General features: G+C 71.3%; 20 protein-coding genes. 10 read left to right on the forward strand and 10 right to left on the reverse strand.

Annotated features, from left to right (window positions below):
• Positions 1–80: 80 nt before the first annotated feature.
• Positions 81–518: a MarR family transcriptional regulator gene (locus tag PH203_RS15970; RefSeq protein ID WP_289920615.1), complete on the reverse strand. Its 438-nt coding sequence runs from the start codon at positions 516–518 to the stop codon at positions 81–83.
• Positions 519–669: 151 nt separating this feature from the next.
• On the opposite strand from PH203_RS15970, the gene PH203_RS15975 reads away from it, so the two are divergent.
• Complete coding sequence (locus PH203_RS15975; protein ID WP_289920616.1) at positions 670–852, forward strand: ribbon-helix-helix protein, CopG family; 183 nt, start codon at positions 670–672, stop codon at positions 850–852.
• A gap of 3 nt (positions 853–855) precedes the next feature.
• On the opposite strand, the gene PH203_RS15980 is transcribed toward PH203_RS15975, so the two are convergent.
• Complete coding sequence (locus PH203_RS15980) at positions 856–2,250, reverse strand: NCS2 family permease (protein WP_289920617.1); 1,395 nt, start codon at positions 2,248–2,250, stop codon at positions 856–858.
• A gap of 113 nt (positions 2,251–2,363) precedes the next feature.
• Here PH203_RS15980 and PH203_RS15985 point away from each other — a divergent pair, with 113 nt between their 5' ends.
• Both PH203_RS15985 and PH203_RS15990 read left to right on the forward strand, forming a co-directional pair.
• Complete coding sequence (locus PH203_RS15985; protein ID WP_289920618.1) at positions 2,364–2,624, forward strand: DUF2530 domain-containing protein; 261 nt, start codon at positions 2,364–2,366, stop codon at positions 2,622–2,624.
• A 127-nt stretch (positions 2,625–2,751) separates the two neighbouring features.
• Complete coding sequence (locus PH203_RS15990; RefSeq protein ID WP_289920619.1) at positions 2,752–5,148, forward strand: HAD-IC family P-type ATPase; 2,397 nt, start codon at positions 2,752–2,754, stop codon at positions 5,146–5,148.
• Positions 5,149–5,268: 120 nt separating this feature from the next.
• Here the strand turns inward: PH203_RS15990 and PH203_RS15995 are convergent, their stop codons facing one another.
• The 4 genes from PH203_RS15995 to PH203_RS16010 form a co-directional block, all read right to left on the reverse strand.
• On the reverse strand, positions 5,269–6,186 hold the full coding sequence (locus PH203_RS15995) for a hypothetical protein (protein ID WP_289920620.1): 918 nt from the start codon (positions 6,184–6,186) through the stop codon (positions 5,269–5,271).
• 59 nt (positions 6,187–6,245) lie between these two features.
• A complete protein-coding gene (locus tag PH203_RS16000) occupies positions 6,246–7,022 on the reverse strand; it encodes a calcium-binding protein (protein WP_289920621.1) in 777 nt (258 codons plus the stop codon).
• Between the two features lie 118 nt (positions 7,023–7,140).
• A complete protein-coding gene (locus tag PH203_RS16005; protein WP_289920622.1) occupies positions 7,141–10,275 on the reverse strand; it encodes a molecular chaperone Hsp90 in 3,135 nt (1,044 codons plus the stop codon).
• 201 nt (positions 10,276–10,476) lie between these two features.
• Complete coding sequence (locus tag PH203_RS16010) at positions 10,477–11,403, reverse strand: DUF3027 domain-containing protein (RefSeq protein ID WP_289920623.1); 927 nt, start codon at positions 11,401–11,403, stop codon at positions 10,477–10,479.
• 347 nt (positions 11,404–11,750) lie between these two features.
• Here PH203_RS16010 and PH203_RS16015 point away from each other — a divergent pair, with 347 nt between their 5' ends.
• From PH203_RS16015 to PH203_RS16030, 4 genes are all read left to right on the forward strand, one after another.
• Positions 11,751–13,184: an MFS transporter gene (locus PH203_RS16015; RefSeq protein ID WP_289920624.1), complete on the forward strand. Its 1,434-nt coding sequence runs from the start codon at positions 11,751–11,753 to the stop codon at positions 13,182–13,184.
• 72 nt (positions 13,185–13,256) lie between these two features.
• Complete coding sequence (locus PH203_RS16020; protein ID WP_289920625.1) at positions 13,257–13,781, forward strand: hypothetical protein; 525 nt, start codon at positions 13,257–13,259, stop codon at positions 13,779–13,781.
• 14 nt (positions 13,782–13,795) lie between these two features.
• The gene (locus tag PH203_RS16025) at positions 13,796–14,599 is read left to right on the forward strand and encodes a futalosine hydrolase (RefSeq protein WP_289920626.1); all 804 of its coding nucleotides are present in this window, start codon (positions 13,796–13,798) and stop codon (positions 14,597–14,599) included.
• Entirely contained in the window at positions 14,589–15,434 is an 846-nt protein-coding gene (locus PH203_RS16030) for a 1,4-dihydroxy-6-naphthoate synthase (RefSeq protein WP_289920627.1), read from the forward strand. The genes PH203_RS16025 and PH203_RS16030 overlap by 11 nt, the downstream gene beginning before the upstream one ends.
• 21 nt (positions 15,435–15,455) lie before the next feature.
• Here the strand turns inward: PH203_RS16030 and PH203_RS16035 are convergent, their stop codons facing one another.
• Positions 15,456–15,839 carry a cold-shock protein gene (locus PH203_RS16035; protein WP_289920628.1) on the reverse strand — a complete coding sequence of 128 codons (384 nt, stop codon included), beginning with the start codon at positions 15,837–15,839 and terminating at the stop codon, positions 15,456–15,458.
• 164 nt (positions 15,840–16,003) lie between these two features.
• On the opposite strand from PH203_RS16035, the gene PH203_RS16040 reads away from it, so the two are divergent.
• Positions 16,004–16,255 (forward strand): hypothetical protein, encoded by a 252-nt coding sequence (locus tag PH203_RS16040; RefSeq protein ID WP_289920629.1) that lies wholly within the window; start codon positions 16,004–16,006, stop codon positions 16,253–16,255.
• Here the strand turns inward: PH203_RS16040 and PH203_RS16045 are convergent.
• Positions 16,231–16,941: a haloacid dehalogenase-like hydrolase gene (locus tag PH203_RS16045; RefSeq protein WP_289920630.1), complete on the reverse strand. Its 711-nt coding sequence runs from the start codon at positions 16,939–16,941 to the stop codon at positions 16,231–16,233. The genes PH203_RS16040 and PH203_RS16045 overlap by 25 nt on opposite strands.
• 72 nt (positions 16,942–17,013) lie before the next feature.
• The gene (locus PH203_RS16050) at positions 17,014–18,045 is read right to left on the reverse strand and encodes a hypothetical protein (protein ID WP_289920632.1); all 1,032 of its coding nucleotides are present in this window, start codon (positions 18,043–18,045) and stop codon (positions 17,014–17,016) included.
• A 247-nt stretch (positions 18,046–18,292) separates the two neighbouring features.
• Between PH203_RS16050 and PH203_RS16055 the strand changes: the two genes are divergently transcribed.
• Positions 18,293–20,806: a helicase C-terminal domain-containing protein gene (locus tag PH203_RS16055; protein WP_289920633.1), complete on the forward strand. Its 2,514-nt coding sequence runs from the start codon at positions 18,293–18,295 to the stop codon at positions 20,804–20,806.
• Between the two features lie 104 nt (positions 20,807–20,910).
• On the opposite strand, the gene PH203_RS16060 is transcribed toward PH203_RS16055, so the two are convergent.
• Positions 20,911–21,459: a hypothetical protein gene (locus PH203_RS16060; protein WP_289920635.1), complete on the reverse strand. Its 549-nt coding sequence runs from the start codon at positions 21,457–21,459 to the stop codon at positions 20,911–20,913.
• 159 nt (positions 21,460–21,618) lie between these two features.
• Between PH203_RS16060 and PH203_RS16065 the strand changes: the two genes are divergently transcribed.
• Complete coding sequence (locus PH203_RS16065; protein WP_289920636.1) at positions 21,619–23,262, forward strand: DNA repair helicase XPB; 1,644 nt, start codon at positions 21,619–21,621, stop codon at positions 23,260–23,262.
• Positions 23,263–23,269 lie beyond the last annotated feature (7 nt).

Consider the following 23,269-nt stretch of genomic DNA (forward strand, 5'->3'; position numbering starts at 1 on the left):
TTCAGGGTAGTAGCGGTCGGTGCGGGGGCGGAGTCTGCTCCGGATCCCGTACTCAAAGGGGTTCGCCTCCTTCTGGCTGCTTACAGATGCGCGAGCTTCTCCAGCACGGGGGCGGCGGCGCGCAGTTTCGCCCACTCGTCCTCGTCGAGGCCGTCGACCAGGGTGGCCAGGAAGGCGTTGCGCTTGGCGCGGCTCTCTTCGAGCATCGCCTCGGCCTGTTCCGTCTTCGTGACGACCTTCTGGCGCCGGTCCTCGGGGTGCGGCTCCAGACGGACCAGCCCCTTGGACTCCAGCAGCGCCACGATGCGGGTCATCGAGGGCGGCTGCACATGCTCCTTGCGGGCGAGCTCGCCCGGGGTGGCCTTGCCACAGAGGGACAGGGTGCCCAGCACCGACATCTCGGTGGGGCTCAGCGACTCGTCGACCCGCTGGTGCTTGAGTCGGCGCGACAGCCGCATCACGGCGGAGCGTAGGGCGTTCACGGCGGCAGCGTCGTCGCCATGGGTAAGGTCCGGCATCTCTTTAGCGTAACTCATTACTCTCGCTAAACAAGCTGCGGTGCGCGAGGATTCCCGTGAGTCTGGCCACTGAAACCAGAGCATCACTCATACGGGTGAGTCGGCAGCGGAAAGTGAACACCGCCCCTTCGCGACCCGGACCCTCGTGTTCATGGGGACCAGCGTGCTCAGCCTGCGGATAGACGGGGAGCTGCTCGAACGGCTCCGGGACCATGCGGCCAAAAGGGGAATGAGCGTCCAGGACTATGTCGTCCGAACGCTCATCCGGGATGACTTCGACGAGCGGTTCAAGACCGCCGTCGACGAGACGGAGAAGTTCTACGGCGTCACGTGATCATCACGTGAGACCGAGCGCCGGCATCAGGTAGTAGAAGGCGAAGACGGCGGACACGACATACATCGCGGCGGGGATCTCCTTGCCCCGCCCGGCCGCCAGGCGCAGCACCACGAAGGTGATGAAGCCCATGCCGATGCCGTTGGTGATGGAGTAGGTGAACGGCATCATCACCATGGTGATGAAGGCCGGGACGGCGATCGTGTAGTCCGCCCAGTCGATCTCCTTGACGTTGCCCGCCAGGATCAGGAAGCCCACCGCGAGCAGTGCCGGGGTGGCCGCCTGGGACGGGACCATCGTGGCGACCGGGGTCAGGAACAGCGCCACGGTGAAGAGGCCGCCGGTGACGAGGTTCGCGAAGCCCGTGCGCGCGCCCTCGCCTACGCCCGCCGTGGACTCCACGAAGGCCGTCGTGGCCGAGGAGGAGCTGGCGCCGCCCGCGGCGACCGCGAGGCCGTCGACGAAGAGGACCTTGTTGATGCCGGGCATCTGGCCCTGGGCGTCGGTCAGCTTGGCCTCGTCGGAGACGCCCATGATCGTGCCCATCGCGTCGAAGAAGCACGACAGCAGGACCGTGAAGACGAAGAGGACGCCGGTCAGCACGCCGACCTTGTCGAAGCCGCCGAAGAGGCTGACCTTGCCGAGCAGGCCGAAGTCGGGGCCGGCGACCGGGTTGCCGGGCCACTTGGGCGTCGTGAGGCCCCAGGACGGGACCTTGGCGACGGCCTCGATGATCATCGCCACGACGGTCATGGTGACGATCGAGATGAGGATCGCGCCGGAGACCTTGCGGACGATCAGGGCGAGGGTCAGCAGGGCGCCCAGGACGAAGACCAGGACGGGCCAGCCGCCCAGGTGGCCGTCGCCGCCGAGCTGGAGCGGGACCGTGGTCTGGGCGACGTCCGGGATGCGGGAGACGAAACCGGAGTCGACCAGGCCGATCAGCATGATGAACAGGCCGATACCGATGCTGATCGCCTTGCGGAGACCGAAGGGGACCGCGTTCATCACGCGCTCGCGCAGGCCCGTGGCGACCAGCAGCATCACGATGAAGCCCGCCAGGACCACCATGCCCATCGCGTCCGGCCACGACATACGGGGCGCGAGCTGGAGGGCGACGACCGAGTTCACGCCGAGACCGGCGGCGAGCGCGATCGGGACGTTGCCGATGACGCCCATCAGCAGGGTGGTGAACGCCGCCGTCACACAGGTCGCCGTGACCAGCTGACCGTTGTCGAGCTGGTGGCCGTACATGTCCTTCGCGCTGCCGAGGATGATCGGGTTGAGCACGATGATGTAGGCCATCGCGAAGAAGGTGGCGAAACCGCCGCGGATCTCCCGGGGGAGCGTGCTGCCCCTCTCGGAGATCCTGAAGTAACGGTCGAGGGCGGTCGGCATTGGATGTTCCTACGAGCAGAAGTGGACAGACACAAACCGTTTCAGTATGAACGTATAAGTTCGCCGATGACCATCTCCGCGCGTAGATGTGATCGCCTCGTAAGCTGTGCCTCATGGCGAAGTGGACCCCGAAGCACGAGGCACCGGAGCCCCTGGAGGGCCCCGTCGTGCCGACCATCGTTGGCGGCACGATCCTCTGGTTCGTCCTCTTCCTGGTCCAGCTGCCCTTCTACGGCTGGTTCGACGACCACGGGCACACGTGGTGGGTGTGGACCTGCCTGGCCGGCGCCGGGCTCGGACTGATCGGCATCTACTACGTCCGCCGGCGCGACGCCGCCATCAAGAGGGCCGAGGCCCTGCGGGAGACCCCGTAAGCCCTACGGGAAACGCCGTAGGCCCTACTACCACGGCACCACTTGCCCCGGCGGTCCGTCCTACCCAGGTCGGATCTTCCGGCCACTCGGCGTGTGAAGCCTTAAATCCGCACGTACCGTCGGACGCATGACGCACATCGACGCGGGCGCCGAACTCGATCCTGTGCATCCCGTACCCGCCCCTTTGCCGGCGGCGACCGGCCTGACCGCCGCCGAGGTGGCCGAGCGGATCGCGAACGGGCAGGTCAACGACGTTCCGGTGCGCAGCAGCCGGTCGATGACCGACATCGTGCGGGCGAACGTCTTCACCCGGTTCAACGCCATCATCGGCGTGCTCTGGCTGATCATGCTGTTCGTCGCGCCGTTCCAGGACAGCCTGTTCGGGTACGTGATCATCGCCAACACCGGAATCGGCATCATCCAGGAGTGGCGGGCGAAGAAGACCCTCGACTCCCTCGCGGTGATCGGCGAGGCGAAGCCGACGGTACGGCGGGACGGGGTGGCGCTCGAGGTCAGCACCTCCGACATCGTCCTTGACGACCTCATCGAGATCGGGCCCGGCGACAAGGCCGTCGTCGACGGGGTGTGCGTCGAGGCCGACGGCCTGGAGATCGACGAGTCGCTGCTCACCGGCGAGGCCGACCCCGTCGTCAAGCAGCCCGGGGACGAGGTCATGTCGGGCAGCTTCGTCGTCGCGGGCGGTGGCGCGTTCCGGGCCACCAAGGTGGGGCGCGAGGCGTACGCCGCCCAGCTCGCCGAGGAGGCCTCCCGCTTCACCCTCGTCCACTCCGAGCTGCGCTCCGGCATCTCCACGATCCTCAAGTACGTGACATGGATGATGATTCCGGCCGCGACCGGCCTGGTCATCACCCAGCTCGTCGTCAAGAGCAACGATCTCAAGGACTCCATCGCCCGCACGGTCGGCGGCATCGTCCCGATGGTCCCCGAGGGCCTGGTCCTGCTGACCTCCGTCGCCTTCGCGATAGGCGTCATCCGACTTGGCCGAAAACAGTGCCTCGTCCAGGAGTTGCCGGCCATCGAGGGCCTCGCCCGCGTCGACACCGTCTGCCTCGACAAGACGGGCACCCTGACCGAGGGCGGCATGGACGTCAAGGAGCTGCGCCCGCTGGGCGGCAGCGACGAGGCGTACGTACGCAAGGTGCTGGGCGCCCTGGGCGAGTCGGACCCGCGCCCCAACGCCTCGCTGCAGGCCATCATCGACGCCTACCCGGACGCCGAGGACTGGCGCTGCACCGAGTCGCTGCCCTTTTCCTCCGCCCGCAAGTACAGCGGCGCGTCCTTCAGCGAGGGCGACGGGGAGTCGAGTACGTGGCTGCTGGGGGCGCCCGATGTGCTCCTTGCCGCCGACGACCCCGCCCTCGCGGAGACCGAGCGGCTCAACGAACAGGGGCTGCGGGTCCTGCTGCTGGCGCGGGCGGTACGCGACCTGGACGATCCGGAGGTCGCCGTCGGGGCGTCCGCGTCGGCCCTGGTGGTCCTGGAGCAGCGGCTGCGGCCCGACGCGGCCGACACACTGCGGTACTTCGCCGAGCAGAACGTCCGGGCCAAGGTCATCTCCGGTGACAACGCGGTGTCGGTGGGGGCGGTGGCCTCGAAGCTCGGGCTGGACGGGACGACGGTCGACGCACGCCGGCTGCCCGCCGACAAGGAGGGCATGGCGGCCGCGCTCGACGAGGGCACGGTGTTCGGGCGGGTCACCCCGCAGCAGAAGCGGGACATGGTCGGGGCGTTGCAGTCCCGTGGGCACACCGTCGCGATGACGGGCGACGGGGTGAACGACGTCCTGGCGCTGAAGGACGCCGACATCGGGGTGTCGATGGGCTCCGGGTCGGAGGCGACGCGGGCGGTCGCGCAGATCGTCCTGCTGAACAACAGTTTCTCGACGCTGCCTTCGGTGGTCGCCGAGGGGCGCCGGGTCATCGGGAACATCACGCGCGTGGCGACGCTGTTCCTGGTGAAGACCGTGTACTCGGTGCTGCTCGCCCTGCTGGTGGTGTGCTGGCAGGTCGAATACCCCTTCCTGCCCCGGCACTTGACGCTGCTCTCCACCCTGACGATCGGCGTCCCGGCCTTCTTCCTCGCCCTCGCCCCCAACAAGGAACGGGCCAAGCCGCACTTCGTGCGCCGGGTCATGCGGTACGCCATCCCGGGCGGGCTGCTCGCCGGGGTCGCGACCTTCGTGACGTATCTGATCGCCCGTCACCACTACACGGGCGAGGGGGCGCTGGACGCCGAGACGAGTGTCGCGACGCTGACCCTGTTCCTGATCTCGATGTGGGTGCTGGCCATCATCGCCCGCCCGTACACCTGGTGGCGGGTGGCGCTGGTCGCGTCCATGGGCGCGGGGTTCCTGCTGGTGCTGGTGGTGCCGTGGCTGCAGGACTTCTTCGCGCTGAAGCTGGTGGGGGTGACGATGCCGTGGATCGCGGTGGGGATCTCGGTGGCGGCGGCGGCCACCCTGGAACTGACGTGGAGGTGGGTGGACCGCCGCGTGCCGGCCTAGCGCCCGGCCAGGGCGGGCGCCTTGCTGGACACAGCGCGAGGCCGGACCCGGATGGCTCCCGGGTCCGGCCTCGATGTCGTACTGCTTACTGCTTACCGCTTGCTGCTTACCGCCTGCCGCTTACTTCACGTCGATGAAGTCACCCGCGGCGTTGACCGCCGGGGTGGTCGAGGTGCCCGCGAAGGAGTAGCGGTAGTAGCCGTCGGCCGACGCCTTGACGGTGGTGCTCAGGGTGCCCGTCGAGCTGGTCTTGATCGTCTTTATGGTGCTGTAGGTGCTGGAGCCCTTCTTGCGGAACTGCAGCTTCACCGACTGGCTCGCGTAACCCGCGTACTTGTCGGTGTCCCAGTTGGCACGGGAGAGCTTGCCCGTGACGGTGATGGTCTTGCCCTTCTTCACCGGCTCCGGCGAGGCGTTGACCGTCAGCTTGGACAGGCGCTGCACCTTGAGGGTGGCGGCGCTGTCGGTCACGGCGACACCGACGTTGTCCAGGTTCGGGCTCTCCGGGTCCTCACCGTTGAGCGCGACCGCGAAGCCGGCCGCCTTCCAGGTGCCGGCGTCCGCGTTGATCAGACCCCAGTCGTCGCCCGGGGCCGGGTCGAGGGCGACGGTGGCCGTGCAGGAGGCGACGGTGGCGGAGGACGCCGTGCAGGTCGCGTCGGTGCTGTCGTACCAGAAGTCGGCGCCGTAGAAGTCCGCGCCCCGGTACAGCTCCACGCCGGCGAAGAAGTCGTCGGCCTTGATGTCGACGTTCTCGGCGTGCGTCAGCGTGAAGGTGACCGGCACCTTCACCACGCTGGTGGTGCCGACGACGATGTTCTTGCCCTTGTTGACCTTCACGTTGGAGAAGGAGGCGTCCAGGTCGTACGGGACGCCGTCGGCCGCGGCGGCGTACGCCGACTTGCCGGTGGCCTGGGCGATGGCGTGGACGTCGGAGACGTCGGGGGTCCGCGACGAGTCGGCCTGCGCGGCCGGGACGGCGAGGGCGGACAGGGCCAGGGCGCCGGAGACGGCGGCCACGGTGGCGCGAATACGCATGTGATTCCTCGGATGAGAAAAGAAGGAAAGGGAAAAGCAGGTACCGCTGCTTGCTTCGCTTACTTCACGTCGATGAAGTCACCCGCGGCGTTGACCGCCGGGGTGGTGGCGGTGCCCGCGAAGGAGTAGCGGTAGTAGCCGTCGGCCGAGGCCTTGACGGTGGTGCTCAGGGTGCCCGTCGAGCTGGTCTTGATGGTCTTGACGGTGGTGTAGGTGCTGGAGCCCTTCTTGCGGAACTGCAGCTTCACCGACTGGCTCGCGTAACCCGCGTACTTGTTGGTCTCCCAGTTGGCGCGGGAGAGCTTGCCGGTGACGGTGATGGTCTTGCCCTTCTTCACCGGCTCCGGCGAGGCGTTGACCGTCAGCCGCGAGGCGCGCTGCACCTTGAAGGTGGTGGCGGCGTCGCGGCGGATGTAGTTGAGGTCGTTGGCCGAGACCAGCGTGCTCAAGTCCCAGGTGCCTGCCGCGCTGTTGTAGACGACGCCCTCACCCGTCAGCGGGTCGAACGTCAGATAGCCCGTGCAGGTCGACGTCTTGTCGGTCACCTCGACGCAGGTGATCTCGCCGTCCTCGTACCAGATCTGCGCGTAGTTCGGCTTCGGCCCGAAACCGCTGATGTACGTGGTCTCGGCGATGCCCGAGTTGTCCGTGGCGGTCACGGAGACCTTCACGGACACGGCCTTGGTGGCACCGACCACGACCGGCTTGCCGCCGTTGACGACGACCTTGTCGATCGTGATGTCGCCCGAGCCGCCGTCTGCCGCCTGCGCCGGTACGGCGAGTGCGGACAGGGCGAGGGCTCCGGAGACGGCGGCCACGGTGGCACGAATGCGCATGAGTTCCCCACGTTGAACTGATCGTTGAGTACCTCGACTCGAATGATCAGATCCGTGACGGAAGTGAAAGGTTGTACGAGTGGTGAGAAATTTGTGCGAGTGATTTCAAGATCACCCGTCAGTCGAACCAGCGGTCCCGCGCCAGCTCCGCCGTCCGGGTCGGATCCTCCAGCAGCGCCGCCACCTCGAACCGCCGCGGCCACTGCCCGGCCGCCCAGGCGAGTCCGGCGGCGACGCCCTCCAGGGTGGCCGCGTGCAGGGTGCCGTCGTCGGTGAGGCGCCAGTCCAACTCCACACCGTCGACGAAGAGTTCCTCGTGCTCCACGTAGGTCGACGGGGTCCGCGCGCCCAGCAGCACCCGTACCGGCTCCGGTACGTCGTGTTCGACGCCCTCGGTGTCCACCGACCCGGTGACGGACTCGCTGAGTCGCCGCACCTGGAAGAGTTCCGCGAGTTCGGCGGCCCGCGCGGGGCGTACCGGCAGGAGCGGGACGCCCGCGGTGAACGGCAGCAGGTCGGGTGAGTCGACGACCACCGCGTCGGCCGCGTCCACCACCTCGACCCGCCCGTCGACGACGGCCCGCAGATCGTCCGGCAGGGTCACCTGCTCGGGGTCCAGGTCGGCCAACGCACCGTAGAGGGCGTGCAGTTGGGCGCCCGTCACCTCGCGCTCGGGGTCCGCGAGCCGGTCGAGCAGCTCGGCGGCACCGCCGGGCTCGTCCAGCAGCGCGGCGACCGACGTCCGCACGCCCAGCGCCCGCAGCACCTGCTCGTCGTCGAAGCCGGTCGCGTCGGCCTCGTCGTACAGACCGCGCAGCAACGGGTCACCGCCGGCCGCCAGCAGACCGGCCGGACGACGGCCGTCGAGCACCGGGTGCCCCCGCAACCACCATGCGGTGTAAGGCCGTACGACCTCATGGGTGCCGTCGGGCAGCAGGATCCGTACCGGCTGGGTGAGCGCGTCGCGCAGGGGCGGCCGGGCGAGGAGGGCGAGGGCCTGGGGCCAGCTGTCCTCGTCCACGAGGTCGAGATCGCGTACGGCGACCAGTTCCGTGGCGACGGGCGGCACCGGCGAGTCGGGGAAGCGGTCGAGGACGTCTTCGCTCCAGACGTCGACGGCGTCGAGCAGACCCGGGTCGTCCGGCTCGGCGAAGTCCCCTTCGCGAGGCTCCAGTTCGTCGGGGTCGAGGACGACGTCGGTGGCGCGGACGAGCGCGAAGTTGGCGAGGACACCGCACGCGGCCAGCGGCTGCTCGCCCCAGCGGTCCGCCAGCTCGGCGTCCACCGCGGCGAGTTCGCCCTCCCGCATGATCTGTGCGAACGGGCTGCCGGGGAGGACGAGTTCACCGGCGGGGGCGGGTTCGCCGTCCTCGTCGGGCAGGGCCAGCGCACCGAGCCAGGGCTCGTCGCCGGGCTCCAGACCCGCGTCCCGGACGAGGGCGAGGACGGTGTCCGCCAACTCCTCGGCGTCCAGGGTGTCCTCCTCCCACGCGCCCCCGTCGTCGTCCAGCGACGCGGCGACGGCCGCCCGCACCTGAGGCGTGGTGAGCACGGCCCGCGGGGAGGCGGGCAGCGCGCCGAGCTTCTCCAGCAGGGGGTGCGCGGCGTCCGGGTGGGCGACCTTGAGCCCGAGCCTGGCGAGCACCTCGGGCTCGATGGAGACACCGTCGACGGTGGGCAGCAGCACCTGGCGGGGCCCGATGGTCGTACGCCCGTCGGCGAGCGGCACGGGAAGCCCGGACAGCCGGTCCGGGTCGACCCCGGCGAGGCTGTCGTACAGCCGCCGCCACCAGCCCGGCTCCTTCTCCAGCCCGGCCAGCCGGTCGACGGCGTCGGTCAGGGGAACGCGGGCGACGCCCAACGTCCGCAGCTCGACGCGGCGTTCGAGGCCGGCGGGCAGAAGGGTGGGCAGCACCTCGGCGAGGACACGCACGGTGTCGGCGCCCGCGCCCTCGACGACCTCGGCCTCGCGGGGCCTGAGCGCCTCGGGCAGTTCGTCGTCATCGTCGTCGCCGGGCTCGGCGGCCGGGGGCAGGAAGGCGGTCCTGGGCAGCCGCTCCAGGATCGCCTGCCGCAGGGAGCCGTCCAGTTCGCCCTTGCCCAGCGGGCCGGGCACGAGGTCGATGATCCCGGCGGTCACCGGCCGCCAGTCGCCGAGCAGTTCGGCGTAGGAGTCGGCCGCGCGCTGCACGAGGAAGTCGGTCAGCGGACCGGGCGCGGCGTGCCGCCGGGTGGGGTCGAGCGGGAAGGAGGCGATGAGCAGCGCGGGCACGCCGAGGGGCTCGTCGCTGGGGGTGGGGGCGTGCACGACGGGGCTGGTGCGGGGGCGGGCGGGGGTGCCGTCGGCGTCGGCCGGTACGGCCCAGGTGACCGACCAGTGCGGCCGCAGCCGCTCCTCGACGGGACGGTCGGCGAGGAGGTCGGGGGTCAGCGGCCCGTGCGAGGCGGCGACCCGCCAGCGGGTCGTGCCGTCACGGGAGTCCTCGACGACGGTGAAGGCGCCGTCGGTGCGGCGGCGGAGGGTGCGGGCGTCCCCGGCGGGGGTCTCGACGACGACCTCCTCAAGCCCGGGGAGGGCGAGGAGGAGGGCGTCGTCGACGGCGTCGAGGAGGCGCTCGGCGAGGTCGGTGGCGGCGGCGTCCCTCAGGGGGAGGATGACGGCCGTGTCGTAGGGGTCGGGGGCGGTGCCCTCGGCGGCGAAGGGCAGGCGGAGCAGGGGGATGTGCCCGTCGCGCCGCCGGACCTCGTCGCCCAGCCCCGGACTGTGCCGGGCGGTCTCGGCGGCCAGCTCCCGCCCCTCGGCGAGGGACCACCGGACACCGCCGTGCCGGCCGACGACCGCGGGCTCGTCGGTGACGGCGAGGACGGCGGCGAACCCGACGCCGAAGCGGCCGATGGAGGGCGCACCGGCAGCAAGGGCGTCCCGTTTGGCCGAGGCCCGGAGAGTGGAGAGGGACTCGACGCCGGCCGCGTCGAGCGGAGCGCCGGTGTTGGCGGCGACGAGCACCCCGTCCCGCAGGGTGAGCCGGAGCCGTCCGGGCACGCCGGCCCTCGCGGCGGCGTCGGCGGCGTTCTGCGCGAGCTCGACGACGAGCCGGTCCCGGTAGCCGCCGAGGACGAGGTCCTCCTCGGCGTTGGCGTCCTCACGGAACCGGGCGGGGCTGGTCGCCCAGGCGTCGAGCACACCTCGCCGGAGCCGGGCGGTCCCGAACGGATCGGCACCCTCAGCTGCGGGCCGCACGAACTTGCTCACGCTCAACACTCTCCTCGTCGACGTGACGCCGAAGGTACCCCCTACGAAACGAACCCGGTCACTCAGCACACGCCCGACGGGTTCACCCGGGGCCTTTTGATCGGTGATTGGCAGATGTGTCCCACGCTCGGCCGGCAAAGGTGCAGGTGGGCGTTGCCCGGCGCGGAACAGATCTGCCAATCACCGATCAGAGAGCGGGGGCTACGAGTGGCCCAGCTCCGCTGTTGTCTCGTCCGGGGCGTCCGGGACCGAGCCTGAGTCCGGGGACGGGCGGAGGGGGAACGGGTCGACCTTCGTCTCGTCGATCACCGGCGGGGCCGGGCGCGGCGGCGTGGGCATGACCGCGGCCTCCGAGTGGCCGCCGCAGCCGTACGCCAGGGAGACGACCCGGCCGTCCGCCGGGGCGAACTCGTTGGCACAGACGCCGAAGGCCTGCCCCAGGGAGCCGCCGATCGGCTGGAGGAAGCCGCAGCTGACGCAGGTCGCGGGGGCCGCCTGGGCCATCGCGGTCTTGGCTCCGTACGACTCGTCCCAGCGGTCCGCGGCGATGTGCAGGCCGTAGCGGGACAGGACACGGGCCCGGCGCATGCCGAGCTCCTCGGCGACGGAGGCGATCGAGCCGCGGGCCGGGACGACGGGGAGGTTCGAGGGCGCGCCCGCCGCCACCTCCGCGTCCTCCGCCTCCACCAGCTCGGCCATCTCCTCGGAGACGGCGGAGTCCGGCAGCGGCTCGTCCTCACCGGAGTAGCCCGGCTCCAGACGGAGATCCTCGGCGTCGGTCGGCAGCAGGTCCCCCGGGCCCATGTCGCCCGGCCGCAGGCGCTCGCTCCACGGCACCCACTCCGGCGCGAGCAGCGCGTCCGGTCCCGGCAACAGGACGACCTCGTCGAGGGTCACGACCTTCGCCCGGGAGGCCCGCGCCACCGTCACGGCCCAGCGCCAGCCCCGGTAGCCGAGTTCCTTGCACTCGAAGAAGTGCGTGACGACCCGGTCGCCCTCGGACTCCAGACCCGCGTGCTCCCCGACGACCCCGGGTGCCGCCGCCTCCTCGGCTGCGGCGCGGGCGAGGTCGACGGCCTCGGCGCACAGGCGGTCGGTGGTGCGGCTTCGCGTGCTCGCTGCGCTCACAGGTATCGCTTCTCTCCTACGCCGTCACTGTAGGTGCGTACGCCGGGGGCGAGGGTGGCGGACGGAGCGGACCCGAGGACCGCGTCGACGTCCGCGCCCGCTCACGCTCGGGCGCACCTGTGCCATCCATTGTGCAAGATGGCTGAGATACGCACGCTACCTGTTCGCGTGCGCTCGTCCTACACCGACGGGACGTTTGGCACCCCCGCACCGGTTGCGGTATGGCCACGAAGGATCCACGACGGATGCGCGACGGATCCACGACGGATCCGCGGCAAGTCGGCAAATGCACGGCCATACGCGCGGTAACCGCACTACGAACCCCTCAGTCGGGGCACTATGACGTCGTGGCAGCCGCGAAGACACCCCAAGGAGCCACCGGGATCGGTGGGGCCAAAGGGATCAAGGGGAGCAGCCGACGCAACGGCACGGGCCGGGTGCGCGGCTCGTTCCGCTCGGTCGGCCGCGCGCTGCACTTCCCGCTGACCGGCCCCGCCCGCGGCATCCGCAAGGCCACCCACGCGCACGGAGCCGGTGAATCCGGCCTCGGCAAGCTGATCGAACTCCACGGTGTGAACGGCGCGGGCGATGTGATGATCACGGTCGCCCTCGCCTCCACGGTTTTCTTCTCCGTCCCCACGGACGAGGCCCGTGGGCGTGTCGCCCTCTACCTCGCCATCACGATGGCCCCGTTCACGGTCCTCGCCCCGGTGATCGGCCCCCTCCTGGACCGCCTCCCGCACGGCCGCCGGGCCGCGATGGCGGGCGCGATGCTGGCCCGGGCCCTGCTGGCCCTGGTGCTGTCCGGGGCGGTCGCCACCGGCAGCATCGAGATGTACCCGGCGGCGCTGGGCGTCCTGGTGTCCTCCAAGGCGTACGGCGTGGTCAGAAGCGCGGTCGTGCCCCGCCTCCTGCCACCCCGCTTCTCCCTGGTGAAGGCCAACTCCCGGGTCACCCTCGGCGGGCTCCTCGCCACCGCGGTCGCCGCGCCGATCGCCGCGGGGCTGCAGTCGCTCGGCCCACGCTGGCCCCTCTACGGCGCCTTCGTGATCTTCGTCGTCGGGACGTTCCTGTCCTTCACCCTCCCGCCGAAGGTCGACTCGGCGAAAGGCGAGGACATCGCGCTGCTCGCCGCGGACGAGGAGCATCTGCACGGCCCGCACCGCAAGCCGGTCAAACGCCCGGGCCTGCGCACGGTCGGCATCGCCGTCACCCACGCCCTCGGCGCCAACGCCTCCCTGCGCTTCCTCTCCGGCTTCCTGACCTTCTTCCTGGCGTTCCTGCTGCGCGAGCATCCGCTCTCCGGGGAGAGCGCTGCGGTGTCGCTGGGCATCGTGGTCGTCTCGGCCGGCGCGGGCAACGCGCTCGGTACGGCGGTGGGGGCGGCCCTGCGGCAGCGGGCGCCGGAGATCATCATCGTGACGGTGGTCGCGTTCGTCCTGGGTACGGCCATCACGGCCGCGATCTTCTTCGGGGCGTTCCTGGTCGCCGTGCTCGCCGGGGTGGCCGGTTTCGCCCAGGCCCTCTCCAAGCTCTCCCTGGACGCGCTGATCCAGCGGGACGTGCCCGAGCAGGTCCGTACGTCCGCCTTCGCGCGCTCGGAGACGATCCTCCAGGTGTCCTGGGTGTTCGGGGGCGCGGTCGGGATCGTGATGCCGCTGAACGGCTCCCTCGGGCTGTCGGTGGCCGGGGCGATCGTCGCCGTGGGATGGGTGACGACGGTGAGGGGGCTGCTGAGCTCGGCCCGGCACGGTGGGGCGCCCAAAGCGCGAGTGGCGTAACGAGGCGTAACGAACAGGGCACGCCGGACCCCGCGTAAAGAGACGGCTGTGCCTGCCCGATAGCCTTCGGCCATGACCTCGATGCCACGCGGCGGAGCCGCTCATGTCCGCGCCGTTGTGCGACGCCGCCGCGCTGTCGCCGTCGTCGGCGCCGTTTCCGCCGGACTGCTCGTCCTGTCGGCCTGCGACAAGCCGACGCCGCGCGCCACCGTCACCGTCGGCCACAACTCGGTGAGCACCGAGGCCGAGTGCTGGGAGGACGGCGGCAACCTCGGCCAGGAGAAGGCCGCCAAGTGCGCCCTCAAGAAGGGGTCCGACTCCATCGACGTGCCGCAGAGCGAGACCCTGCGGATCGGTGTCGACCCCGAGATCGCGGACACCGGCTGGGCGCTGTGGATCAACGGCCAGCAGGTCACGCCGGTCTACAAGAAGACGTACTACTCCTTCCAGGGCGTCGACCTCTTCTCCGAGCAGCAGGGGCAGGCCGCGCCGAAGCAGCTGTACATCAGCGTCGTCGAGCAGGACAAGGCGGACAGCGGGGTCAGCAAGTCCTACAAGGGCGTGTGGAACTTCAAGCTCGTCAACGACGACGCGTAAGTCGTACGACGTCGATGCGGGTCCTTGTAGCCACCGCGGTTCCTGCGGAGCGGGACGCGGTGGCTCGGGCGTTTCAGGGGACGGCGAGGCTGCTCGAAAGGGTGCCCGGCGTCGGGGCTGAACCCGGGTGGGTCGCGCGGCCCGGCGCTGACGGGGCGCCACCTGCGCCCACCCGTGCCGCCCCAGGCGGCACGCATGCCCGCAGCTTGAGTGGCGTGGCGGGAGTCGATGTCGACTTGCTTGCCGTTGGTGTCGGGCCCGCTCTTGCCGCCGCTGCCACTGCCACCGCCCTCGCCTCCGCGGCTCTCTCCGGTGTCCCCTACTCGCTCGTCGTGTCCGCCGGGATCGCCGGTGGGTTTGTGCCGCATGCTCCTGTGGGGTCGCTTGTCGTTGCTGATGAGATCGTCGTTGCCGATCTCGGTGCCGAGACCGCCGACGGGTTTCTGCCGGTGACCGAGCTCGGGTTCGGGGTCGTCAGCCATCGTCCGCCCGATGCACTCGTACGAGAGGCCGTGGCCGCCACCGGAGCGCGTTCGGGAGCCGTGCTCACCGTGTCCACGGTGACCGGTAGCGCGGAGCGGGCCGCGACTCTGCGGCACCGTCATCCCACCGCCCTCGCCGAGGCGATGGAGGGGTTCGGGGTCGCCGAGGCGGCCGTACTCCACGGGGTGCCCGTGATGGAGGTGCGGGCCGTCTCCAATCCTGTCGGGCCCCGGGACCGTGCCGCGTGGCGGATCGGCGACGCGCTGGACGCCCTCACCGAGGGTTTCGGGAAGCTCGGACCCGTCCTCACCGGTTGGAACCCACATGACAGTTGACCAGTTGCAGATCGCCTACTCGCCCTGCCCGAACGACACCTTCGTCTTCGACGCCCTCGCACACGGCCGGGTGCCCGGCGCGCCCGCGCTCGATGTGACGTTCGCGGACATCGACATCACCAACGGCATGGCCGAGCGCGGTGAGTCGGACGTGCTGAAGGTGTCGTACGCCGTGCTGCCGTACGTCCTCGACGAGTACACCCTGCTGCCGTGCGGCGGTGCGCTGGGCCGGGGTTGCGGGCCGCTGGTGCTCACCCGCGGACCCGCGGATCTGACGGGCCGTACCGTCGCCGTGCCCAGCGAGCGGTCGACGGCCTATCTGCTGTTCCGGCTGTGGGCCGCGGACACGGTCCCCGGCGGGGTCGGCGAGATCGTCGTGATGCCGTTCCACGAGATCATGCCCGCCGTGCGGGACGGGAAGGTCGACGCGGGACTGGTCATCCACGAGGCGCGGTTCACGTACCAGAACTACGGGCTGCACAAGCTCGCGGACATGGGCGAGCACTGGGAGGACACCACCGGGCTGCCCATCCCGCTGGGCGCGATCATCGCCAAGCGGTCACTGGGCGCGGCGACACTGACGACGCTGGCCGATTCCATTCGCGCTTCCGTGCGCGCCGCTTGGGACGATCCCGAGGTCTCGCGGCCGTATGTCATGGAACACGCGCAGGAGATGGACCCGCACGTCGCCGACCAGCACATCGGCCTCTACGTCAACGAGTTCACGCACGACCTGGGCGTGGACGGCTATGCGGCGGTGCGAGGACTTCTCACACGTGCGGCGGCCGAGGGGCTGGTACCGCCCCTCGGCCCGGACGCACTGCAATTCCCCTAGCGGTTATGGGCTGGTGACGGGCTATACGTCGAGTTGGTCGGCGACGGCCCGCAGCAGGCCCGCGATCTTCTTGCCGGCGGCCTTGTCGGGGTAACGGCCCCTTTCGAGCATCGGCGTGATGTTCTCGAGAAGGGTCGTGAGGTCCTGGACGATGGAGGCCAGTTCGTCCGGCTTCTTACGGGTCGCGGCCGCGACCGAGGGGGTCGGGTCGAGGATGACGACCGAAAGGGCCTGGTCACCGCGTTGTCCGGCGACGACTCCGAACTCCACTCGCTGGCCCGGCTTCAGGGCCTCGACTCCGGCGGGGAGGACCGAGGAATGGACGAAGACGTCACCGCCGTCGTCGCGGGAGAGAAAGCCGAAGCCCTTCTCGCTGTTGAACCACTTGACCTTGCCGGTAGGCACGTCTGTTCCTCGTCCTCGTACTCGTCGGAAAACTGCTTCTGAAACGGCTCTTGATAGCACTGGGGCGGGTCGTCGGGACCCGCCGGTACCAAGGCTAATGGTCTTCAGGCCGGTGACAAGACGTCGCCCGGTTGTTCCTTCGGGCAGGGAACTACCCTGGTCCGGTGCGTGACAAAACCCAAACGAATTCCGCCGCGCCCGGTGACCGACTGATCCGTGCCGGAGCCATCGTCTTCTTCATCGGTACGGTGGCCACACTCGTCACCGTGGCACCGCTGTTCCTCGGGACGACGCCATTTCCGACATACATGTTCGGACTGAGCATGCTCATGGGCGTCGGCTTCCTGGTCGCCGGGGTCGGCGTGCTCCAGTCGATCGCGGCCGGGCGGCGTCAGGCGCGGTCGGCCGGGCGGTAGCCGGCGAGCCAGGCCGGGAACTCCCCGAGGCCGGCGAGGACGACATCGGCCCCGGCCGCGGTCAGCTCCGCCGCGCTGCACGGACCCGTGGCCACGGCGACCGAGAGCGCCTCGGCGGCACGGGCCCCGCGCACGTCCCCGATGTGGTCGCCGACGTAGACCGACGCCCCGTGCTCCCGCAGCGCCTCCGCCTTCTGCTCGGCCCACAGATCGCCGATCACCGCGTCCGGGGCGAGGCCGAGGTGCTCGATGTGCAGCTTGGCGCTCGGCTCGTACTTCGCGGTCACGACGATCGCGCGCCCGCCGGCCGCCTGTACGGCGGCGATGGCCTCACGGGCGCCGTCCATCGCGGGCGTGGCGGCGATCGCGATGGCGGGATACATCGACCGGTACAGATCGGCCATGGCCGCCACGTCCTCCGCCGGGAACCAGTGGGCTATCTCCTCCACCAGCGGCGGCCCCAGCCGCGACACCGCGAGGTCGGCGTCGATGTAGGCCCCTGTCCGCTCGGCCAGCGCCAGGTAGCAGGCGTGGATGCCGGGCCGGGAGTCGATGAGGGTCATGTCCAGGTCGAAGCCGACGGTCGGGCCGGAGGTGGAGGGAGACGTGGAGGGAGAGGGGGAGGGGGAGACGGAAGCGGTGGCGGTGGTGGCGGCGGCGGCGGCGGGAAAGGGTGCAGAGGCCATGTACGCCATTGTGCCGGGGCGGTATGACAGCCCGACAACGAATAAAGGCCGCCCTACCGCCTACCCCGACCGCTACCGCTGCCTCTGCGAGCGCCAGACCAGGAACAGCGCCGACGCCACGGCCGCACCCCGGATCACCCAGGGCCAGGTGTCGGCTACGGCGTCGCTCATGTGCCCCTTCGCGATGGGATCGCCCCAGCGTCCCTCGGTCCGCCCCCACAGCCAGACGATCCCGGCGGCGAGCGCCGCGCCGGGCAGGAACATCACCGCCCACTTGGTCTCCGCGTCGGTCAGCCGCCGCGAGGCGTAGGCGATGACCCAGCCGACCGCGAGGGCGAGGAGATTGCCGAGAACGGCACCCGCGACGAGGGAGGCGGCGGCGAGCAGGAGCAGAGGGTTGCTCCACCTGACCCCGGCTCGCTCGGCCCCCTTGCCGCCCTTGCCGCCCTTGCCGCTCTTGAGGAAGGGCAGCCGGCGGCGGCGCGGGGCGGCAGCCTCTTCGGTCTCCGCCCCTGTCTCCGTCCCGGTCTCCGTGGCCTTCTCGACGACCGGCTTCGCCTGCTCCTCCTCCTTCGGCGGCGGGGGCTTCAGCAGCTCCGGGATCTCCACACCGCCGACGAACCCCGGAACCCTGTCCCCGACCCCGAACGGCGTGCTGTCCACCCGCCACCAGTCCGGCTGCAGGGCGCTGTCCCCGAGTTCGTCCGCACCGGCGAGATGCGGTCCGGTGAGGGGCTGCGGCGGTGCCTCCGGCGCCGGGTCGGCGGGACGCGGCCGGGGCACGAGGCGGCGCAGGCCCTTGGGGCGCGGCTCGTCGGTGTCCCCGTCGCGCTGGACCGGTACGGCGGTGGGGGGCGGGGCGGAGATCTGCGGTGCGGTGCCTCCCGCGGCCGTGACGACGTCGTCGGGGCTGCCGAGCCGGTCGATGATCCGGCGGACGGCCGCGGGGCTGTCCACGGGGACCTTCGCCCGCCGCCGGTCGATCTCGTTGCGCAGCTCCGAGACCAGACGCATGCGGGTCCCCGACGGCAGCTGTCGCTGCTGGGCGACGTCGCCGACGCGGCTCAGATACTCGTAGACGACCTGGTCGCTCTCGATACCCACGAAGTCCCTCCGGGGGGCGGCGCGTTGAATCCCGGTGAGGTGACGGTATCGCGGTTGCGGAGGTGTCCGGTGCAGTGGCGGCGCAGGTCAGCAACTTCTCAGCCCGTCCGGCGATCGAGGACGAGGCCTTCGGGCCGACGCTTCGGACCGACGGGGGTCCAGGTGCGCGGCCCCCAGGGACGCGGGCTCCGCTTCGCCGCGGGCACTTCGGCTCAGCCGCCGGAGGCGACCCGCTACCGTGGGTCGGATGAGCAACCCGGCCCCCTCGCCCCGCTCCCTCGCCGAGGCCCTCCGCGCCAGGGACGACGCCTCCCTCGGGGCGTTGCTGCGTGCCCGACCCGATCTCATCACGCCGGTCCCGACGGATCTGACCCAGCTCGCCACGAGGGCCGGCACGCGGGCCTCGGTCGTCAGGGCGCTGGAGCGGCTGGACCGGTTCGCACTGCAGACCGCGGAGGCGCTGGCCGTGGCGGGGGACCCGGCCTCGTACGAGGAGCTGCGGGGGCTGATGGCCGGGGACGCCGACGACCCGACGGTGGCCGGGGCGCTCCCCCGGGCCCTGGGCACCCTGCGCGAACAGGCCCTGGTGTGGGGCGAGGACGACCGCCTGCGTCTGGTGCGCACCGCGCGGGAGCTGCTCGCGCCCTCGCCGCAGCACCCGTCCCCGACCGGCCTCGGCCCGTCTGTGCAGGAGGCCACGGCAGGCATGTCGCCGGGCCGTATCCAGGAGATCGTCGGCGCGGCGGGCCTGCCCTCCACCCACGACTCGGTGTCCGCGGTCACCGCCCTCACCGCGCTCTTCACCGACCGGAAGCGCATGACGGCACTGCTGGCCGGCCTTCCGGAGGACTCCCTGGACGTGCTGAGGCGCCTGGTGTGGGGCCCGCCGTACGGGCAGGTCACGGCGGATCCCGCGCCCCGCCTCCGACGTCTCCTGGACCTGGGGCTGCTGCTGCCGACGGCGCCCGGGACGGTCGTACTGCCCCGCGAGGTGGCCCTGCATCTGCGCGATGGCCTGGCCCACCGTGCGACGGAGCCCCTGCCTCCCGGCGTCGAGCCCGTCGCCACCCACCGTCCACAGGTTGTGGACGCGACGGCGGCCGGCCAGGCGTACACGGCGGTGGCGACCGTGGAGGAGTTGCTGAAGGACTGGGACGAGGGCGGGCCGGCCGTGTTGCGGGCCGGTGGTCTGAGCGTCCGGGACCTCAAGCGGACCGCCGTCGCCCTGGACGTCCCGGAACCGGTGGCCGCGTTCTGGGTCGAACTCGCGTACGCGGCGGGCCTGATCGCCTCCGACGGCGAGGCCGACGAACGGTACGCGGCGACCCCCGCCTACGACGAGTGGCTGGAGCAGTCCGCCGCCGACCGCTGGGCGCAGCTCGCGGAGGCATGGCTACCGGCGACCCGGACGCCCGGTCTGATCGCCGGCCGGGACAACAAGGACCGCACCCTGTCCGCCCTGGGCCCCGGCCTCGACCGCAGCGCCGCGCCCGAGGTACGGCACCGGGTGCTGACCCTGCTGGCGGGGCTCCCGGAGGGCACGTCGCCGGCGGCCGAGTCGGTGCTGGCGCGGCTGCGCTGGGAGCGGCCGCAGCGCCGGGAGGAGGACCTGCGGTCGCGGCTCGCGGAGTGGACGCTGAGCGAGGCCGAGTTGCTGGGGGTGACCGGGAGGGGCGCCTTGTCGGGGCACGGCCGGGCGCTTCTCGGGCTGCCGGCCAGGCAGGCCCCGGCAGCCCCGGCCGAGGACCCGAAGGGCCCGGGCGACAAGCTGCCGGTGCACCATGTGACCCCCGTCCCGGAGCCCCTCACCCCCACCGAGCAGGCGGTCGCGACCGCGGCGGCGGCCCGCCTCCTGGCCCCTCTCCTGCCCGAACCCCTGGACCACGTCCTGCTCCAGGCCGACCTCACCGCGGTCGCCCCGGGCCCCCTCCAGCGTCCGCTGGCCGACGTCCTGGACGTCCTGGCCGACGTGGAGTCGAAGGGCGGCGCCACGGTCTACCGGTTCACCCCCGGCTCGGTCCGCCGTGCCCTGGACGCCGGCCGGTCGGCCTCCGACCTGCACGCCTTCCTGACGTCCCACTCCCGCACCCCGGTCCCGCAGCCCCTCGCCTACCTGATCGACGACGTGGCCCGCAAACACGGCCATCTGCGCGTCGGGGCGGCCTCCTCCTACGTCCGCTGCGACGACGACGCCGTACTCAACGAGATCCTCGCCGACAAACGGGCCACCGGCCTCGGCCTGCGCCGGCTGGCCCCGACCGTCCTGGCCGCCCAGGCCGACCCGACCGCCCTCCTGGACGGTCTGCGCCAGATGGGCTTCGCCCCGGCCGCCGAATCCGCCGAGGGCGACGTCCTGATCGCCCGGGCCCACGCCCACCGCACCCCGCCCCGCACCCCGCCCGAGCCGGTCCCCGACGGCCCGCCGGTGCCGGACACCACGCTGCTCTCGGCGGCGATCCGCGCCGTCCGCGCGGGCGACCTGGCCTCCACGGCCCCCCGCAAGGAGAGCCCCTCCCGCCCGGCCGGGGAACTCCCCCGCACCAGCTCCGCCGAGACCCTCGCCACCATGCAGGCCGCCGTCCTCACCAACGAGGCCCTCTGGATCGGCTACGTCAACGCCGAGGGCTCGGCCAGCCAGCGCGTCATCGCCCCGATCCGCGTGGAGGGCGGCTTCGTGACGGCGTACGACCACACGGCGGACGAGGTGAAGACGTACCCCTTGCACCGCATCACGGGAGTGGCGGAACTGGCGGACGACTAGTCCCCGATCGCCTGGTCCCTGATCACCGCGGGGGCGGTGGGAGCGCCCACACGGCGGAGCGGCCGATCGGCGGAGCCGCGGACGGGCACAGCCGTGCCCACCGGTCAGCAGGCGCTGACCGGGGCGTCCGCCGGCAGGTCGAAGTACGTCCGGGCCTCCGCCTCCAGGCTGTCGGAGTCGATCGGCGCCTCCGCCCGCGACTGCGCGAACAAGCCGAAGTGGGACTCCGTCCACTCCGCGTACCCGGCACCGTCCGGCGGCTCCTCCCGGGAAACGACCCGATAGCCGCCGTCCGTCTCCCGCTCCAGCCGCACCACCTGCGGATACCGGCCGCCGCTGCACTCCACCAGGGCCTGGTCCCGTGCTCCGTACTCCATGCACAGCGCGTTGACGCCCGCCCGTACGAGTCCGTCGCGCTCGTCCAGCTCCAGCGCCTCCGCCCGGCAGAACCAGCGGGCCTCGACCCCGGGCACGGTCTCCCCGAAGCCGTCCCCCCGCGAGTCCGCCGCGAGCCTGGCCTCTATGACCGGCCGGACCTCGCCCCACAGCCGCCCGTCGACCTCACCGGGACCCATCGCCCAGGTGCCGGTCCCCACCAGCACCACCACGGCCCCCACCCCGGTCGCCCAGCCGCGCACCGACAACCCCGCCATACCCCCACCCTCCGCACCTCGCGCCCAGCGCGCCGCTCGCCCGGTCAGACGGTCGAGGAGGGCGTGGGGTTGCCCAGGAGGGGGCCACCGCTTCGGCGCGCGGTACGGCACACTGGACGTTTGGCCGTGACCTCTGGCCTTCCGGAAAGGGTGCCGCGCGTGAATGGTCCGCTCATCGTCCAGTCAGACAAGACCCTGCTCCTCGAAGTCGACCACGAGCAGGCCGACGAGTGCCGTCGGGTCATCGCGCCGTTCGCCGAGCTGGAGCGGGCGCCGGAGCACATCCACACCTACCGGGTGACGCCGCTGGGGCTGTGGAACGCGCGGGCGGCCGGGCATGACGCCGAGCAGGTGGTGGACGCCCTGGTTCAGTACAGCCGGTATCCGGTGCCGCACGCGCTGCTCGTGGACATCGCCGAGACGATGGACCGGTACGGGCGGCTGACGCTCAGCAAGCACCCCGCGCACGGGCTCGTGCTCACCACCACGGACCGGCCGGTGCTGGAGGAGATCCTGCGGTCGAAGCGGATCGCTCCGCTGGTCGGCGCGCGGATCGACCCCGACACCGTGGTCGTGCACCCCTCGGAGCGCGGGCAGATCAAGCAGACCCTGCTGAAGCTGGGCTGGCCGGCCGAGGACCTCGCCGGGTACGTCGACGGTGAGGCCCACCCCATCGAGCTGGCCGAGGACGGATGGGCGCTCAGGCCCTACCAGAAGCAGGCTGTGGAGAACTTCTGGCACGGCGGGTCGGGCGTGGTCGTGCTGCCCTGCGGTGCCGGCAAGACCCTCGTCGGCGCCGGGTCCATGGCGCAGGCCAAGTCGACCACGCTCATCCTCGTCACCAACACCGTCTCGGCCCGGCAGTGGAAGCACGAGCTGGTGAAGCGGACCTCGCTGACCGAGGACGAGATCGGCGAGTACAGCGGGACGAAGAAGGAGATCCGGCCCGTCACCATCGCCACCTACCAGGTGCTCACCACCAAGCGGAAGGGTGTCTATCCGCACCTGGAGCTGTTCGACTCCCGGGACTGGGGGCTGATCGTCTACGACGAGGTGCATCTGCTGCCGGCTCCGGTCTTCAAGTTCACGGCGGATCTGCAGGCCAGGCGGCGGCTCGGGCTGACCGCGACCCTCGTCCGTGAGGACGGACGGGAGTCGGACGTCTTCTCGCTCATCGGCCCCAAGCGGTTTGACGCGCCCTGGAAGGAGATCGAGGCGCAGGGCTACATCGCGCCCGCCGACTGCGTCGAGGTCCGGGTCAACCTCACCGACTCCGAGCGGCTCGCCTACGCCACCGCCGAGCAGGAGGAGAAGTACCGCTTCTGTGCGACGACCGCGACCAAGCGGAAGGTCACGGAGGCGCTCGTCAAGCGGTTCGCCGGGCAGCAGATCCTGGTCATCGGGCAGTACATCGACCAGCTCGACGAGCTCGGCGAGCATCTGAACGCCCCCGTCATCAAGGGCGAGACCCCCAACGCCCAGCGCGAGAAGCTCTTCGACGCCTTCCGGGAGGGCGAGATCAGCGTGCTGGTGGTGTCCAAGGTCGCCAACTTCTCCATCGACCTGCCGGAGGCGACCGTCGCCATCCAGGTCTCCGGCACCTTCGGCTCACGGCAGGAGGAGGCCCAGCGGCTCGGCCGGGTGCTGCGGCCCAAGGCGGACGGCCACCAGGCGCACTTCTACTCCGTCGTCGCCCGCGACACGATCGACCAGGACTTCGCCGCGCACCGCCAGCGGTTCCTGGCGGAGCAGGGGTACGCCTACCGGATCGTGGACGCGGACGAGCTGCTGGCCGGGGGCTGAGCAATCA

It is taken from the genome of Streptomyces sp. S.PB5 (assembly GCF_030403745.1).
In the GTDB taxonomy this organism is placed as follows: Bacteria; Actinomycetota; Actinomycetes; order Streptomycetales; family Streptomycetaceae; genus Streptomyces.